Origin of the sequence: Streptosporangium sp. CA-135522 (assembly GCF_050949235.1) — a bacterium.
Lineage (GTDB): Bacteria > Actinomycetota > Actinomycetes > Streptosporangiales > Streptosporangiaceae > Streptosporangium.
The window spans coordinates 5,425,024-5,441,340 of sequence record NZ_CP192026.1 but is presented as its reverse complement, the minus strand read 5'-3'; the positions used below and the strand labels follow the sequence as shown (position 1 = coordinate 5,441,340).

Here is a 16,317-nt window from a genome sequence, read left to right as displayed (position 1 = left end):
GAGGGGGATTCGCGTCGGGCGCCATTGCGCGACACGATCTACAAGATTAGCTTAGGTGAGGCTAACCAAACTTTTTTTAGGTTAGCCTACCCAAATAATGATCTACCCCATGTTCGACCGGAGGTCTAGATGTCCCAGCGTCCTTTCACCCTCACCCCGATGGACCGGCGAAGGTTCCTTCGGGGAGGGGCGGTCCTCGGCGCGGGCCTCTTCCTCACCGCCTGCGGAGCGACCACCGTCGACGCCGCGCCTTCCGCGGCTCCCGCCGGCCCGGCGGCGGGCACAGCCGGCGCGGGAGGGTTCCCGCGCACGATCACCACCAAGCTCGGCCAGGTCACCATCCCCAAGCGGCCCGAGCGGATCGTCACCGTCGGTTTCCCCACCGGCACGGCCGACGCCGCGCTGGCATGCGGCGTCGTCCCGGTCGGCATGCCCAAGGCGGCAGGGCACCCCGGGGAGATCGAACCCTGGGTCTCCCGCAGGATGCAGGGGAGGACACCCACCCTGATCGAGGCCAACACCGTCGACGTCGAGCAGGTCCTCGCGCTCAAGCCCGACCTGATCCTGGCCGGGATGCACCGCACCATCCCCGACGACTTCGCCAAGCTGTCCCCGATCGCTCCCGTGATCAGCTACGAGAGCGAGGCGCCTTTCCAGGACACCTGGCAGCAGCAGACCACCTTGATCGGCAAGGCACTGGGCGCCGAGGACAGGGCGGCCGCTGCGATCAAGGAGGTCGAGGACCGATTCGCCGGGATCCGCGCCGATCACCCGGGCTGGCGGGGCAGGACGTTCACCTTCACCCAGGGCGCCACCCTGGCGCAGATCCCCACCGTGACCGATCCGAACGAGGCCTCGGCCCGGATGTTCGCCTCCCTCGGCTTCGAACTGTCGCCCAAGGTGCGGGAGCTGGGCGCCAAGCGTGAGGTGAGCGCCGAGCGGCTGGACCTCATCGACGCCGATCTGGTCATCGTCTTCTACCCCTCCCCCGGCGCGCGGAAGACCTTCGAGGACAACGCGGTCTTCTCCAAGATCCCGGCGGTCAGGGAGGGCCGCTACATCACGGTCGACACCTCGCTGGCCTTCCCGCTGATCGCCCCCGGCGTGCTGAACGTGGCCTGGGCCGTCGACCAGATCCTGCCCAAGATCGAAAAGGCGATGGCATGACGGCCCAGGACACCCCGACCAGGGACGAACGGCTCCGCGCACTGCTGCGCCGCAAGCTCGACCAGCGCGGCCTGGCCGCCCCCGGCGCCGACCGGGCCCGCATTCCGCGCCGCCCGGCCGGTGAACCGGCCCCGCTGTCCTACGCCCAACAGCGGATGTGGTTCATCCACCAGGTCGATCCGAGCGGCGCGGCGTTCAACGTGTGCATCATGCTGCGCCTGACCGGGGCGCTCGACCCCGACCTGCTGCGCGCCGCCTTCGGGCGGGTCGCAGACCGGCAGGAGGTGCTGCGCACCGTCTACCGGGCCGGCCCGGACGGCGCGCCGTACCAGCTCGTGCTGGACCGGCTCGCGCCCGAGTGGCACGAGCGAGACCTGAGCGGCCTGCCCGCCGCCGAACGCGAGCCGGCGCTGGCCGCACTGGCCCGCCAAGCCGGGCGTGACCCGTTCGACCTGGCCACCGGCAGTCCCCTGCGCCTGGTCCTGGTACGGCTGGCAGACGATCGGCACGCGCTGGTCATGGTGGTGCAGCACATCGCCTGGGACGGGATGACGTTCGGCGTGCTGTCGGCGGAGCTGAGCACCGCCTACCGCGACCTGACATCCGGCCGGCCGGATGGCCGGCCGGAGCTGCCGGTGCAGTACGCCGACTTCGCCGCCTGGCATCGTGACCGCTGGCAGCGCGACCCCGATCGCCGCCAGATCGAGGCCTGGCGGTCCAGACTCACCCCGCCGCCGGCCAGGATCGACCTGCCCACCGACTTCGAACGCACCGCCACGGTCAGCGGCGAGGGCGGCCGCCACACCCACCACCTGCCCGCCGACCTCACCGGCAAGCTCACCGCGTTGGCCGCCGGCGCCGGAGCGACGCCGTTCATGGCGCTGGTGGCGGGGCTGGCGGCGCTGCTGGGCCGCTACACCCAGTCCGAGGAGGTCACGATCGGCACCCCCACCCTCAACCGTGACCACACGGAGCTGACCCGGCTGATCGGCAACCTGGGCAACACGCTCGCCTTACGCGTCGACCTGACCGGCCGGCCCTCGTTCCGGAAACTGCTGGATCGGGTCCGGGAGGTCTGCGCCGAGGCCTACGCCAACCAGGACGTCCCCTTCGACCTGCTGCTGGACGAGCTCGGAGTGGAGCGGCGGCTGGATCGCGGGCCGCTGTTCGACGTCACGATCGTCTTCCTCACCCAGGGCATGACCGGCCCCGAACTGCCCGGCCTGGAGGTGACCTGGGAGACCTTCCACAACGGCACCGCCCAGCTCGACCTGTCCTTCGAGGCGTTCCTGCTCGGCACCCGCCTGTCGATCGAGGCGACCTACCGCCGCGCGCTGTTCGAAGAGGCCACCGTGGTCAAGCTGATGCGGCGCCTGGAGCAGATCCTGGCACGGGCCGTGGCCGACCCCGAGGTTCCGGTGGCCGAGCTGGACCTGCTGCTCGCCGAAGAACATCCACTGGTCCTGGACAGGTGGGCGCGCAGGCCACACCCCCGGCCGGTGCCGGCGGTCACCGTGACCGATCTGTTCGAACAGCAGGCGGCGGCCTCGGCCGGTCGACCGGCGCTGGCCACAGACGGCGCAGGCCTGTCGTTCGAGCATCTCAACGAGCGGGCCAACCGGCTGGCCCGGCTGCTGGCCGCCGAAGGGGCGGCGCCGGGCCGGCTGGTCGCACTGGCGCTGCCGCGCTCGCCGGAGACGATGGTGGCGATCCTGGCGGTGCTCAAGTCCGGCGCCGCCTACGTCCCGCTGGACACCGGATACCCGGCCGACCATCTGGCCCACGTCCTGGGCGACGCGCGCCCGGCGATCCTGCTGACCGCGAAAGGAGTCGAGCTGCCGGCACCGCCGGACGGGACACACCTGATCGACCTGGACTCACCCGAAGTGGCGGCCCGCCTGTCCGGCCTGCCGGGACACAACCTGGCCGTGCCGATCGAACCCGGCCACCCGGCGTATGTGATCTACACCTCGGGTTCGACCGGGCGGCCCAAGGGCGTCGTCGTCCCCCACCGGGGCCTGGTCAACCTGTTCCACAGCCACCGCGAGGATCTGTTCACGACCGCCCGCGAGCGCACCGGCCGAGACCGGCTGCGGGTCGGGCACGCCTGGTCCTTCTCCTTCGACGCCTCCTGGCAGCCCCAGCTGTGGCTGCTGGACGGGCACGAACTGCACGTCCTGAGCCAGGAAACCTACTCCGACCCGCGCGCCCTCGCCGCCGCCATCGCCGAGCGGAAGCTGGACTTCATCGAGCTCACGCCGTCACTGCTGGAGGAGACGCTGCGCTGGCTGGAGTTCGACCACGACGGGCGGCTGCCGGCGGTCCTCGGCTTCGGCGGCGAGGCGGTCTCCCCCGCGCTGTGGCGACGGCTGGCCGAACTGCCCGAGACGGCGGCCTTCAACCTGTACGGCCCGACCGAGGCCACCGTGGACTCGCTGATCGCCCGGGTGCTGCCCGGCCGCGGCCCGGCGGTCGGACGGCCGGTGCACGGCGCGACGGTGGCGCTCCTGGACGGCGCGGGCCATCCCGTACCGCCCGGCGTTCCCGGTGAGCTGTACGTCGGCGGTGACGGGCTGGCCGAGGGCTATCTGGGCCGTCCCGACCTGACCTCCGAACGTTTCGTCACCGGCCCGGGAGGCGAGCGCCTCTACCGCACGGGCGACCTGATGCGCTGGCGGGACGACGGCGAGCTGCAGTTCCTCGGCCGCGCCGACGACCAGGTCAAAATCCGCGGCTTCCGGGTGGAGCCGGCCGAGGTCGAAGCGGCGCTGCGCCGCGCGGCCGGTGACCGCCCGGTGGCGGTGACCGTCCGGGAGGAACGCCCCGGCCTGCGCCGGCTCATCGGTTACGTGGTCGACACCGACGGCACCTTGGATCCGGCGGCGGTCCGGCACGCGGTCGCCGCCGAGCTGCCCGACCACATGGTCCCCTCGGCCGTCGTGCCGCTGTCGGTGCTGCCGCTGCTGCCCAACGGCAAGCTGAACCGGGCCGCGCTACCCGTCCCGACGCCGGCCGCCGGCTCCGGCCGGGCACCGCGGACCCCGGCCGAGGAAGCGCTGTGCGCCGCCTTCGCCCAGGTTCTCGGCCTGGAGACGGTCGGAGCCGAAGACGACTTCTTCGAGCTGGGCGGCGACAGCCTGGCCTCCGTCCGGCTCGTGCGGGCCGCCCGCGAGCAGGGCGCCGAACTCGGCGTGCGTGACCTGTTCACGCACAAGACCCCGGCCGCGCTCGCCGCCGCCCTGACCTCCTCCTAGAACACCCCGGACTCCTAGAACACCCCGGAACCCCGTGGAACACAACCCTCCCCCGTCCCCTCCGCACCGCCAAGGAAGCAAAGGAGATCCTCACTCCATGCTGACGATCGACGACCTCCGGCAGATGGCCACCGAGCAACTCGGTCCGGGCGCCGACCCGCCGGACGACCACGACGATCTGATCGCCCTCGGACTGGACTCGATCCGGTTCATGCGAATCGCCGACCGCTGCCGGCGGGCCGGCTTCCCCGTCGGCTTCGGCGACCTGGCCCGTATCCCCACCCTGGCCCAGTGGTCACGCCTGATCGCCCCCTCACCCGAGCTCGAACCGGCCCCGACGCCGATACCGCCGGTGGACGCGGGCGGCCCGTTCCCGCTGGCCTCGATGCAGCACGCCTACTGGGTCGGCCGGGGCGGATCGGCCGAACTCGGCGCGGTCGCCGCCCACCTCTACACCGAGTTCGACGGCCACGGCGTCGACCCGGCCAGGCTCGGCGCGGCGGTCGCCGCGCTGGCCGACCGGCATCCGATGCTGCGCGCCCGCGTCACCGACGACGGCCGGCAAGTGATCGAGGCGTGGGCCCGGGGTCAGGAGCTGGAGGTCGTGGACCTGCGCGCGGCCACGCCGCAGGAGGTCGACCACCGCCTGGCGGAGCTGCGCGACCGGCTCTCCCACCAGCTCCTCGACGTGACCGCGGGCCACATGTTCGACATCAGAGTCACCCTGCTGCCCGGCGGCCGCACCCGGGTGCACGTGGACGTCGACATGCTCGCCGCCGACGCCCGCAGCTACCGGGTGCTGCTGGCCGACCTGGTCGGCCTGTACCGGGACCCGGCCGCACCGCTTCCCGAGATCGGCTGCACCTTCGCCGGCTACCAGGCCGCCCGTAGCGCACAGCGCCCGGCCGAGCGCGACGTCATCTGGTGGCGCGAACGGGTGCCGAACCTGCCCGGCGCGCCCGCCCTGCCCCTGCGCGCCGACCCCGAAGATCCCGACCGTGTCACCCGGCTGCACCACTGGCTCTCTCCGGCCGAACGCGACCGCCTCACCACCCTGGCGCGGGCCCGCGGCCTCACCCCGGCGGTCACCGTGGCCACCGTGTTCGCCGAAGTCGTCGGAGCCTGGAGCGGCGAGCCGCGCTTCCTGCTCAACGTGCCGCTGTTCGACCGCCGCCCTCTGCACCCGGACGTGGACGACCTGGTCGGCGACTTCACCAGCTCGATCATGCTGGAGGTGGACCTGACCGAGCGGCGCACCTTCGCCCAGCGAGCCGTCCAGATCCAGGAACGCATGCACGAGGCCGCGGCACACTCCTCCTACGCCGGTCTGGACGTCCTGCGTGATCTGGCCCGCGAGCAGGGCGCGCCGGTGCTGGCCCCCGTGGTGTTCACCAGCGCCCTGGACCTGGGCGAGCTGTTCGGTCCCGAGGTCGAGTCCTGCCTGGGCGAGCCGGTGTGGATCGTCTCCCAAGGGCCGCAGGTGCTGCTCGACGCGCAGATCACCGAGTTCCACGGTGGGCTGCTGGCCAACTGGGACGTGCGCACCGGGGCGTTTCCCGACGGCCTGCCCGACGAGATGTTCGCCGCCTTCCGCACGCTGCTGGCCAGGATCGGCGACGCCGCCGCCTGGGAGGAGCCGGTCGGGCCGCTGCTGCCCGCCGCCGCGTCGAAGGTCCGGGCCGAGGTCAACGACACCGGCGGCCGGCTGCCCGTCCTACCGCTGCATCGGCTCTTCTTCGACCAGGCCGCCCGTACTCCACAGGCGCCCGCCCTGCTCGGCGCCGGCGGCTCGGTCGGTTACGGCGAGCTGGCGGCACGGGCCCTGCGGGTGGCGGGAGCGCTGCGCGCGCACGGCGTAGGTGACGGAGACCCGGTCGCGATCAGCCTGCCCAAGGGCCCCGAACAGGTGGTGGCCGTCCTCGGCGTGCTCGCAGCCGGAGGCCACTACGTGCCGGTCGGCGTCGAGCAGCCGCGGGCCAGAGCCGAACGGATCATCACCCGGGCGGGGGCCGGCGTGGTGCTCGGCCGGAACCTGCCCTACCAGGAGGCGGTGAGCTGGCCGGAGCCGCTGGCCGAGCCGGCCGAGACCGCACCCGAGGCGGTCGCCTATGTGTTGTTCACCTCGGGCTCGACCGGCGAGCCGAAGGGTGTGGAAGTCTCCCACCTCGCCGCCGCCAACACCATCGCCGATCTCGTCGACAGATTCGCCCTCGGCCCGGCCGATCGGACGCTCGCGCTGTCGGCACTCGACTTCGATCTGTCGGTCTTCGACATCTTCGCGCCGCTGTCGACCGGCGGCGCCGTGGTCACCGTCGAGGAGGAGGCGCGCCGGGACGCCGCGTCCTGGGCACGGCAGGTGCGCACGCACCGGGTGAGCGTGCTCAACTGCGTGCCGAGCCTGCTCGACATGTTGCTGACGGCCGCCGAGCACGATCCGCTCGGCCCGAGCCTGCGCGCGGTCCTGCTCGGCGGTGACCGGGTCGGCGTCGACCTGCCGGTCCGGCTCGCCGCCCAGGTTCCCGGCTGCCGCTTCGCCGGTCTGGGCGGCACCACCGAGACCGCGATCCACTCCACCTTCCAAGAGGTCACCGCCGGTCGCGTCCCTGCCGGATGGGCCGGCGTCCCGTACGGCACGCCGCTGCGGAACGTGCGCTGCCGGGTGGTGGACGTCCAAGACCGCGACTGCCCCGACTGGGTGCCCGGCGAGCTGTGGATCGGCGGCGCGGGCGTGGCGGACGGCTACCGCGGCGATCCCGGGCGCACCGCCGACCGGTTCGTCTCCCTGGAGGGCGTGCGCTGGTATCGCACCGGCGACCGGGCCAGGTACTGGCCGGACGGCACGATCGAGTTTCTCGGCCGCGCCGACCACCAGGTGAAGATCCGCGGTTTCCGGATCGAGCTCGGCGAGATCGAGGCGGCCCTGCTCACCCACCCCGCCGTGCGCCAGGCCACCGCGCTGGTCCTGCGGACCGGCGCGCCACGGCTGCACGCCGTCGTGGCCGGCGAACTCGCCGAAGAGGAGCTCACCGCCTACCTGGCCGAACGGCTGCCCGCACACATGATCCCGGACCGGGTGGTCGTCGTCGATGCGCTGCCGCTGACCGGCAACGGCAAGGTCGACCACCGCGCGCTGACCGCCCTGGCCGCCGCCCGGGCACAGACGTCCCGGCGGAGCGAGCCGGTCACCGCGCTGCAACAGGTGATCGCCCTCGTCTGGTGCCGGGCGCTCGGGCTGGAGGAAGTGGGCATGGACGACGACTACTTCCTGCTCGGTGGCGACTCGGTGCTGGCCACCGTGATCGTCGGCAGGCTGCGGGACGCGCTGGACACCGACGCGGTCTCGGTTCACGACATCCTGCGACACCCGACGGTGGCGCGGCTGGCCGCCCGGATCGGCGACGACCGCACCGATCAGGTCGCCGAACTCTACCTGGAGATCGAGGCCATGACCGACGACGAGTTGGACGGCGCGTTCGACGACGAGGAGACGGGGACGAGCCGTGGCTGAGCTGGACCGGTCCTGGACCCGCAGCTGGCAGAACCACCCGAATCCTGCGGGACGGATCGTCTGCTTCGGCCCCGCCGGAGCCTCGGCCAACTTCTTCCGCGGCTGGAGCAGGCGCGTGCCCGCCGACCTGGAGGTCCTCGGCCTGGCCTACCCCGGCAGGGAACGCCGATTCGAAGAGGCGCCGATCGAGGACATGGCCACCCTGGCCGACGCCGTGGCCCGGGTCCTGGCCCCCCACATGACCGTCCCGACCGTCTTGTTCGGACACAGCATGGGCGCCTCCGTCGCCTTCGAGGTGGCCCGGCGGCTGGAGGAGCACGACCATGGCCCGCTGGGACTGGCCCTGTCGGGCCGCCAGAGCCCACGCCGGCAGCGCGAGCTGCCGTCCGGCGTTGCCGGATTCGACGACGAACAGATCATCGGGCACTTGCACGAGCTGGGCGGCACCCCACCGGAGATGCTGGTCGACCCCGACTTCCGCGACCTGGTCCTGCCCGCCTTCCGGACCGACTTCACACTGATCGGCACCTACCTGCCCGACCTCCAGCCGGTGCTGGACACCCCGGTGACCGTACTTCTGGGCAACCGCGACCGGGAGGTGTTCGAAGGCGACGCGGATCGCTGGCGCGAGACCACCCGCCGCTTCACCGGCCTGGCGGTCTTCCCCGGCGGCCACTTCTATCTGATCGAGAAAGAGGCCGAAGTGGTCGCGCACGTGGTGCGTTTCCTCAGCGCCCAGCGCACCCGCGCCCTGCCGTGGCCACCGGCGTGAGCGGTCCGGCCCGGCCGCTGGTGCTGGTGTGCGCGGCCGGGACACTGCTGCTGGTCGCCTCGCTGAGCATCAGCGTAGGCGCCCGGTCCATCCCGCTCGGCGAGGTGTGGGCGCTGCTGCTGCAGCCCGACGGTTCGGACGCCGCCGCCGTCGTGCACGACCTGCGGCTGCCGCGCACGCTGCTCGGCGTCCTGGCCGGAGCCGCCCTCGGGGTGGCCGGAGCGCTGATGCAGGCCCTCACCCGCAACCCGCTGGCCGACCCCGGCCTGCTCGGCGTCAACGCCGGAGCCGCGCTGGCGATGGTGATCGCCTTTCTCACCCTCGGGATCGACGGTGCGGGTGGACAGCTCTGGTTCGCCTTCGCCGGCGCGGCCCTGGCCGCGACCGCGGTGTACGCGATCGGCGGCGCCGCCCGTGGCGGCCCCACCCCGATCCGGATGGTGCTGGCCGGGGCGGCGGTGTCGGCCGCGCTGCTGGCCCTGGTACAGGGTGCCGTCCTGCTGAATCCGGTCGCGCTGGACCGGTTCCGCTTCTGGGCCGTCGGCGCGCTGGCGGGGCGGGAGTCCGGTGTGGTGTCCGCGGTCGCCATACCGATCCTGGCCGGGCTCGCACTGGCGCTCCCGCTCGGCCGGGTCCTCAATGTGATCGCGCTGGGCGAAGGGGTGAGTGCCGCGCTCGGCGCCGGCCTGGCCAGGGCCAGGATCGCCACCGTCGTCGCCGTCACCCTTCTGTGCGGTGCCGCGACGGCGGCCGCCGGGCCGATCGCCTTCCTCGGGCTGGCCGTGCCGCACCTGGCGCGCGCCCTGCTCGGCCCCGACCAGCGCTGGGTGCTGCCCGCGTCGATGCTGCTCGCTCCGACCCTGCTGTTGGCCGCCGACGTCGTGGGCCGGTTGGTGGACCGGCCGGCCGAGATCCAGGTCGCGGTCGTGTGCGCCTTCTTCGGCGCGCCCGTCCTGATCGCGGTGGCCCGCCGGCCCCGGGCCGTGGCCGCATGACCGCACCGGTCCCCGTGCCGCGTCCGCCCAGCCGGGTGGTGCGGCTGCCGGGCGGTCTGTCCGCGCGGGTGCGGTCGCGTGCGCTGGTGGTGGGAACGGTCCTCACGGTCGTGGTGACGGCGCTGGCCCTGACCGGGCTCCTGGTCGGCGGCATGGCGCTGAGCCCCGTCGAGGTCTGGGCCGCCCTGTCCGGCGGCGGGGAGCGGGCCACCGGCTATCTGGTCTGGTCGGTACGGCTGCCGCGGATGCTGGTGGCGACGCTGGCCGGCCTGGCGCTCGGCGCGGCCGGGGCGGTGTTCCAGAGCGTCGGCCGTAACCCCCTGGCCAGCCCCGACGTGATCGGCTTCACCGCGGGGGCCTCGGCCGGGGCCGTCCTGCAGATCCTGGTGTTCGACGCGGGGGCGTCGGCGGTGGCCGGCGGCGCCGTAGGGGGCGGCCTGATCACCGGGGTCGCGGTGTTCCTGCTGGCCTACCGGTCCGGCCTGCACGGCCGGCGCACGGTGGTCGTCGGCGTCGGACTGGCCGCGATGCTGACCGCGTTCACCTCCTACCTGCTGTCCCGGGCCGAGCAGACCGACCTGCGCGCGGCCGCCGAGTGGCTGACCGGGTCGCTGAACGGCCGAAGCTGGGAGCAGGTCGTGCCGGTCGCGGTGTTGACCGTCGTGCCGCTTGCCGCGCTGGTCCCGCTGCTGCCCGGGCTGCGGGCGCTGGAGCTGGGCGAAGACGGCGCCCGGGCGTTGGGAGTCCGGCCCGGCCTGACCCGCCTGCTGGCGATGCTCGCCGGTGTCGGGCTGACCGCGGGAGCGGTCGCCGCCGCCGGTCCCATCCCGTTCATCGCGCTGGCCGCGCCACAGCTCGCGGCCCGAATGAACGGGGGCGGGCCCACCGCGCCGTGGTCACCGGCGCTGTGCGGAGCGACGTTGCTGCTGGCCGCCGACGCCCTCACCCAGTGGCTGTTTCCCGGCGCCCGGCTGCCCGTCGGAGTGGTCACCGCTGCGGTCGGCGGCCTCTACCTGGCGACCCTGCTGCGCTGGGGGCGCGATGTCCGCTGATCTGCCCGCTGATCTGCCCCCTGACATGCCCGCCGGGATGCCCCGCGTGCCCGCCCGCCCAGCCGCAGGCGGGTGGGCACGTCCGCCCCGGTCAGTCCCGTCGGGTGGCCGAGCGCGGATGGTTCCAGTAACCCAGGGCGCTGACCTGGTCACGGGCCAGACCGCGTTCCTCCAGCAGGTGACGGCGCAGCGACTGGATGCTCAAAGACTCTCCCGCCGCCCAGATCTGCCCACGGCCCGCCGGCAGGACCAGCGCGCGAACCGCGTCCTCGACCGCGTTGGAGCGGCCGGGAGGGCGATCGCCGCGATACAGCCAGGTGACCTGAACGCCGGGAGCGGCCAGGGCGGGCCGCTCGGCCGCGTCCCGGACCTCCACCACGGCGAAGACCGGCTGCCCGGCCGGCCTGGTTTCGGCGATGGCGTCGATGGCGGGCAGCGCGGTCTCGTCGCCGGCCAGCAGCGTCCATTCGGCGGCCGGGTCGCTCACCCAGTGCACCCGCGTGCCGCCGTAGCCGATGCGGTCCCCGGGAACGGCGTCGCAGGCCCAGTGGGACGCCGGGCCGTGGTCACCGTGCAGGAAGAAGTCGATCGTGACCAGGCGGCGATCCGGATCGTAGGCGCGCACGGTGTAGTTGCGGGTGAGCTGGCGGCCGGCGTGGTCGGGAAAGCGCCATCGGCCGATTTCGGGCGGGACCGCCTCCGAGGCGCCCGGCGCCGGCCAGATCAAAGTGATGATCTCACCCGGCTCCTCCACCGGCAGTCCGGCCGGACCCTCCACGGTGAAGACGAAGCGTCGCATCAGCGGTGTCAGATCCTCGATCCGGCCGACCCGCAGCAGCCCGGCCGACAGCGGGAAGGCCCGCGAGCGTGCGGCGGGCGCCGGAGTGCCGTCCGGGCGGCGGGCGATCACCCGGGTGTTGTGCACGTTCGTCTGCCCGGCCTCGAACAGCGCGCGCAACGCCTCGTCGATGAACGCATCCGCGTCCTGGCCCAGGACGTCGGCCTGCGTCGAGAACGCGGTCGTCCGGGTGACCCGGCGCAGCGATCGGGGGTCCTTGGGGCCCGGCACGTCCACGTCCGGCTGGAGCAGCTCGATGTCCAGACCCTCGGCGCGCAGCAGCGCGCACACGACCTCTGCCGGGTGGTGGAACATGGCCAGCGGCGTCGCCGCCAGCCGTTGACGCCAGGCCGGCCGACCGACCACGCCCTCCAGGACCTCCCGCATCGGGAAGCCGTCCGCGGCGGGCTGGCCGAAGCTCCACTGCAGGACGAGCTGCCCGCCCGGGCGCAGCGCGCGGGCCATGGTCCGGACGGCGTGCTCGGGGTCGCTCAGCCAGTGCAGCATCCACGAGGAGTGGACCACGTCGAAGGATTCCCGCGGCAGGTCGAGCCGGTGCGCGTCCTGCACCTCGGCACTCACCTTCAGCCCGGCGCAGCGCGCCTGGGTGGCCGCCACCATGGACGGCGACGCGTCGCTGGCCGTGACGTCGAACTGGCGCTCGGCCATCGCGGCGGCGATCTCGCCGGTGCCGCATCCCACGTCGGCGAACCGTCCGCCGGCGTGCAGATGGGCGGCCGCGAGTGCGAGCGCCTCCATCGCCGACTGGGTCTGACCGGAGTTCTCCGCGACGTACGTCTCGGCCTTCCAGGTCGTGTCCTGCATCGCGACCCCTTCTTTAAGTTAGGTAACCCTAATTTATATTAGGATTGCCTAACCTAAACTACAAGATCGTCGAAGTGAGAGGAAGCAGATGCCCCAGCTCGCCTACCGAGAGCGGGAGGTCGCCTTCACCGCCGACCCCGTCGCCACTGCGGCCCACCTGGCCCGCAACTCCCCCGGCGCCCACCTGGTGTACGAGGGGCGTGGTGAGATGGCCTGGGCCGACGGCGACCACCTCACACTCAGCGTCACGGCAACGGGCACCACCATCAGCGGGCCGGGCGCGGTCCCTCCGTCGACGACCGCAGGGACCCCCCTGGAATCGCTGGCCGAAGCCTTACAGCGGATCCCCCTACGCGGCTGGCGCGCCTACGGCTGGGCCGTCTTCGAGCTCGGATACCACCTGCACGACCTGCACGACCTGCCCGCCGACCCCGGCGGAGAGGCCCTGGCCCACCTGTTCGTTCCCGCCCGCGAGATCAGGCTGCGCCCCGGCACGGCCCTGCTGCGCGCCCTGGACCCCGCCGACCTGGACCGCCTGGAACGCCTGATCGGCCAGGGCGCCGAGCAGTCCCGCCACGACCGCCTGACCCTGGACGTGGACGCCCACGACGGCCCGGCCTACCGGCGAGCCGTCACCACGGCCGTGGCCGAGATCGGCCTGCGCCGGCTCGACAAGGTCATCCTGTCGCGGGTCGTACCGGTACCGGACGAGATCGACCTGCCCGCCACCTACCTCGCCGGCCGTCGCGGCAACCAGCCGGCCCGTTCCTTCCTGCTGCGCCTGGGCGGCTGGGAGGCCGCCGGATTCAGCCCCGAGATCGTCGCCAGAATCGACGCCGACGGCGTCGTGCTGACCCAGCCGCTGGCCGGCACCCGCGCCCTCGACGGCCGGCGCGACCTGGACGACGCCCGCCGCCAGGAGCTCTACCGCGACGCCAAGGAGGTCTACGAGCACGCCATCTCCGTACGGCTGGCCGCCGAAGAACTGGCGCGCGTCTGCACACCCGACAGCGTTCAGGTCGACGACTTCATGTCGATCAAGGAACGTGGCAGCGTCCAGCACCTGGCCTCCCAGGTGTCCGGACGCCTGACGCCCGGCCGTACCGGCTGGCACGCCCTCGCCGCACTGTTCCCGGCGGTCACCGCCTCCGGTATCCCCAAAGCCCCCGCCTGCGACCTGATCCGCCGCACCGAGAGCGAGACCCGCGGCCTGTACAGCGGCGCGGTCCTGACCGCCGACGCCGACGGCACCATCGACGCGGCCCTCGTCCTGCGCAGCGTCTTCCGCCGCGACGGCCGCACCTGGCTACGCGCCGGCGCCGGCGTGGTCCAGCAGTCCACCCCCGACCGCGAATTCGAGGAAACCTGCGAGAAGCTACGCAGTGTGTCCCTCTTCCTCGTCCCCGCGACCGCGGTACCCGTGCGGGACACGGCCCGGCACACCCTCAACCCCGCCTGAGATCGCCTGTCCCGGGCCTGCGCCGGACGGTCGCCGAACCGCCCAGGCCGGGGATGAGCACCGCGGCGACGAGCAGGTGCATGCCGGCCAGCACCACCATGCTCGGGGTGCCGGCGGCGCTGCCGATCGGCCCGGCCAGCGACAGTACGAGGACGATGACCGCGATGATCGTCCAGGTTCGCCTCGGCCGGGCGGATCTCCGCTCCAGCGCCGCGAGCAGCGCCCAGCCGGCCAGCCCGGCGATCAGGCTCGCCGCCGCGACGGAGACGAGCCCGACGAGCTGGAGTTCGCCGCCGATCCGGACGGCCAGGTTCAATTCGGCCAGCGGGCCGGCCAGCGCCCAGAGAGCCAGTGCGGCGGCCATCGCCCCGGCGACGACCAGGGCACGTCGGCCGGCGGCCCGGGTGAGCATGGTTTTGTCGGACACGCAGATCCCCTCCTGGGTGATTGACGGTGCTTCACCGATCAGCAACATCGCCGCCGCGACGGGGACGCCGCCTCGGGCGCACGGCCGCGGCGAGTCCGACCGCCGGAGGAGCGGACTCCTCCTTTGGTCGGTGCCGGCCCCGCCGTACCCGGAGCTACCCTTGGCCCGTGAACGACCAGCCGAAGTGGGACGCGGAGCCGGATGCGGAGCCGGATGCCGAGTGCCGGCGCATCCCCCGGACCGCCACCCTCGTCGGCGCCGTCATCGGGCTGGGCGCCCTGGTCGCGCTGACGATCTGGGGCCGTCTCACCGCCCACCCGGCCGACGGGCTCCTGAAGCTCGACATCGTGGTCGGGATCTTGGGGTGCGCGCTGTCCCCCGTGCTGCTGTGGCGGCCGGTCGCCGGAGTGCTGGTGCTCACCGCGCTCGCGGCGCTGTCGCCGGCGGCCACCCCGCCGGCCACGCTGGGCACGCTGTACGTGGCGCAGCGGCGTCGCTTTCCCGTCGCCGTCGCCACGGCGGTGGCCGGAGTCGCCGCGCACGCGGCGCAGAGCCTGTGGCGGCCCAACGGCGGGATCTCCTTCGGCTGGTGGCTGGTCCTGATCACCCTCGGATACGGCGCGCTGATCGGCTGGGGAGCGCTGGTCCGGGCGCACCGCGCGCTCGTCGGCTCCCTGCGCGAACGCGCCCGCCGCGCCGAGGCCGAGCAGAGCCGCCGGGTGGCGGAGGCCAGGATGCTCGAACGCACCAAGATCGCACGGGAGATGCACGACGTGCTGGCTCACCGGCTGTCGCTGCTGGCCACCTACGCGGGCGCGCTGGAGTACCGCCCGGACTCCCCGCCCGAGCAACTCTCCCGCGCCGCCGGAGTGGTCCGCGCCGGAGTGCACCAGGCACTCGACGAACTGCGCGAAGTGGTCAGCCTGCTGCGCGACGAGGACCATGACTTCGACCACGGGCCCCAGCCCGTGCTGGCCGACCTTCCCCGGCTGGTGGAGGAGTCCCACGAGGCAGGGGCGCGGGTACGGCTGCGCGACGAGGTGATCGACCCGTCCGCACTGCCCGCGGCGGCCGGCCGTACCGCCTACCGGGTCGTTCAGGAGGCACTGACCAACGCGCGCAAGCACGCCGCCGGCCGGCCGGTCCAGGTCGTGCTGGAAGGCAGGCCCGGCACCCGGCTCGTGATCGACGTCCGCAACTCGCTGCCGGAAGGCGGAGCCGCCCGGCCGATCACACCGGGCAGCGGCACCGGGCTGATCGGGCTGACCGAGCGGGTGCACCTGGCGGGAGGGCGGCTCGATCACGAGGTGACCGCCGGGGAGTTCCGGCTGCGCGCCTGGTTACCATGGCCGGCGTGAACCCTCCGCTGCGCGTCCTCCTGGTCGACGACGACGCCCTCGTCCGCGCCGGGTTGTCGATGATGCTCGACGGGATCCACGGCATCTCCGTAGTGGCCGAGGCCGCCGACGGCGACGAGGTGCCCGCCGCCGCCGACGCCCATGCCCTCGATGTCGTCCTGATGGACCTGCGCATGCCCCGGGTGGACGGCATCACCGCCACCCGCAGGCTACGAAGCCGCCCCAACCCGCCCGAAGTCATCGTGCTGACCACCTTCGACACCGACGAGAACATCCTGTACGCGCTGCGCGCGGGCGCCAGCGGTTTCCTGCTCAAAGACACCCCGCCCGCGCAGATCGTCCAGGCGATCCGCCAGGTCGCCGCCGGAGAGCCGATCCTGTCACCGCGGATCACCCGCCGCCTGATGGACCGCGTGGCCACCCAGGCCGGCTCCTACCAGCGGGCCCGTGCCGCACTGGCCGTCCTCAGCCCGCGCGAGAACGAGGTGGTGCTCGCCATCGCCCAGGGTCACACCAACGCCGAGATCGGCGCCCGGCTCTTCATGGGCGTGACCACGGTCAAGAGCCACGTTTCCAACATCCTCGACAAACTCGGCCTCGACAACCGCACCCAGATCGCCCTGCTCGCCCACGACGCCGGCCTCGCCTGACGGAGGTCAAGC

General features: G+C 73.1%; 11 protein-coding genes. 9 read left to right on the top strand and 2 right to left on the bottom strand.

What is annotated here, in order from left to right; translation table 11 throughout:
- Nucleotides 1–129: 129 nt before the first annotated feature.
- The 6 genes from ACQPYK_RS25770 (at nt 130) to ACQPYK_RS25745 (ending at nt 10,748) form a co-directional block, all read left to right on the top strand.
- Entirely contained in the window at nt 130–1,167 is a 1,038-nt protein-coding gene (locus tag ACQPYK_RS25770) for an ABC transporter substrate-binding protein (RefSeq protein ID WP_433235684.1), read from the top strand.
- Nucleotides 1,164–4,421: a non-ribosomal peptide synthetase gene (locus tag ACQPYK_RS25765; RefSeq protein ID WP_433235681.1), complete on the top strand. Its 3,258-nt coding sequence runs from the start codon at nt 1,164–1,166 to the stop codon at nt 4,419–4,421. Before ACQPYK_RS25770 ends, ACQPYK_RS25765 begins: the two co-directional genes overlap by 4 nt.
- Nucleotides 4,422–4,518: 97 nt before the next feature.
- Entirely contained in the window at nt 4,519–7,929 is a 3,411-nt protein-coding gene (locus tag ACQPYK_RS25760; RefSeq protein ID WP_433235678.1) for an amino acid adenylation domain-containing protein, read from the top strand.
- Nucleotides 7,922–8,701: a thioesterase II family protein gene (locus ACQPYK_RS25755; RefSeq protein WP_433235675.1), complete on the top strand. Its 780-nt coding sequence runs from the start codon at nt 7,922–7,924 to the stop codon at nt 8,699–8,701. Before ACQPYK_RS25760 ends, ACQPYK_RS25755 begins: the two co-directional genes overlap by 8 nt.
- Complete coding sequence (locus ACQPYK_RS25750) at nt 8,686–9,696, top strand: iron chelate uptake ABC transporter family permease subunit (RefSeq protein WP_433235672.1); 1,011 nt, start codon at nt 8,686–8,688, stop codon at nt 9,694–9,696. The genes ACQPYK_RS25755 and ACQPYK_RS25750 overlap by 16 nt, the downstream gene beginning before the upstream one ends.
- Entirely contained in the window at nt 9,693–10,748 is a 1,056-nt protein-coding gene (locus ACQPYK_RS25745) for a FecCD family ABC transporter permease (RefSeq protein ID WP_433235669.1), read from the top strand. The genes ACQPYK_RS25750 and ACQPYK_RS25745 overlap by 4 nt, the downstream gene beginning before the upstream one ends.
- 91 nt (nt 10,749–10,839) lie before the next feature.
- Here the strand turns inward: ACQPYK_RS25745 and ACQPYK_RS25740 are convergent, their stop codons facing one another.
- The gene (locus ACQPYK_RS25740) at nt 10,840–12,411 is read right to left on the bottom strand and encodes an SIP domain-containing protein (RefSeq protein WP_433235666.1); all 1,572 of its coding nucleotides are present in this window, start codon (nt 12,409–12,411) and stop codon (nt 10,840–10,842) included.
- Nucleotides 12,412–12,499: 88 nt separating this feature from the next.
- Here ACQPYK_RS25740 and ACQPYK_RS25735 point away from each other — a divergent pair, with 88 nt between their 5' ends.
- Entirely contained in the window at nt 12,500–13,870 is a 1,371-nt protein-coding gene (locus tag ACQPYK_RS25735; RefSeq protein ID WP_433235663.1) for a salicylate synthase, read from the top strand.
- On the opposite strand, the gene ACQPYK_RS25730 is transcribed toward ACQPYK_RS25735, so the two are convergent.
- The gene (locus tag ACQPYK_RS25730) at nt 13,857–14,297 is read right to left on the bottom strand and encodes a DUF6069 family protein (RefSeq protein ID WP_433235660.1); all 441 of its coding nucleotides are present in this window, start codon (nt 14,295–14,297) and stop codon (nt 13,857–13,859) included. The two genes, ACQPYK_RS25735 and ACQPYK_RS25730, sit on opposite strands and share 14 nt — an antisense overlap.
- 167 nt (nt 14,298–14,464) lie before the next feature.
- Between ACQPYK_RS25730 and ACQPYK_RS25725 the strand changes: the two genes are divergently transcribed.
- Nucleotides 14,465–15,655: a sensor histidine kinase gene (locus ACQPYK_RS25725; RefSeq protein ID WP_433235657.1), complete on the top strand. Its 1,191-nt coding sequence runs from the start codon at nt 14,465–14,467 to the stop codon at nt 15,653–15,655.
- The gene (locus ACQPYK_RS25720; protein ID WP_433235654.1) at nt 15,643–16,305 is read left to right on the top strand and encodes a response regulator; all 663 of its coding nucleotides are present in this window, start codon (nt 15,643–15,645) and stop codon (nt 16,303–16,305) included. The genes ACQPYK_RS25725 and ACQPYK_RS25720 overlap by 13 nt, the downstream gene beginning before the upstream one ends.
- Nucleotides 16,306–16,317 lie beyond the last annotated feature (12 nt).

What these genes read in the sequence shown, in the direction of transcription:
- ACQPYK_RS25765 (WP_433235681.1), top strand. Translation starts at nt 1,164, where the DNA reads ATGACGGCCCAGGACACCCCGACCAGGGACGAACGGCTCCGCGCACTG.
- ACQPYK_RS25770 (WP_433235684.1), top strand. Translation starts at nt 130, where the DNA reads ATGTCCCAGCGTCCTTTCACCCTCACCCCGATGGACCGGCGAAGGTTC.
- ACQPYK_RS25745 (WP_433235669.1), top strand. Translation starts at nt 9,693, where the DNA reads ATGACCGCACCGGTCCCCGTGCCGCGTCCGCCCAGCCGGGTGGTGCGG.
- ACQPYK_RS25720 (WP_433235654.1), top strand. Translation starts at nt 15,643, where the DNA reads ATGGCCGGCGTGAACCCTCCGCTGCGCGTCCTCCTGGTCGACGACGAC.
- ACQPYK_RS25740 (WP_433235666.1), bottom strand. Translation starts at nt 12,411, where the DNA reads ATGCAGGACACGACCTGGAAGGCCGAGACGTACGTCGCGGAGAACTCC.
- ACQPYK_RS25760 (WP_433235678.1), top strand. Translation starts at nt 4,519, where the DNA reads ATGCTGACGATCGACGACCTCCGGCAGATGGCCACCGAGCAACTCGGT.
- ACQPYK_RS25735 (WP_433235663.1), top strand. Translation starts at nt 12,500, where the DNA reads ATGCCCCAGCTCGCCTACCGAGAGCGGGAGGTCGCCTTCACCGCCGAC.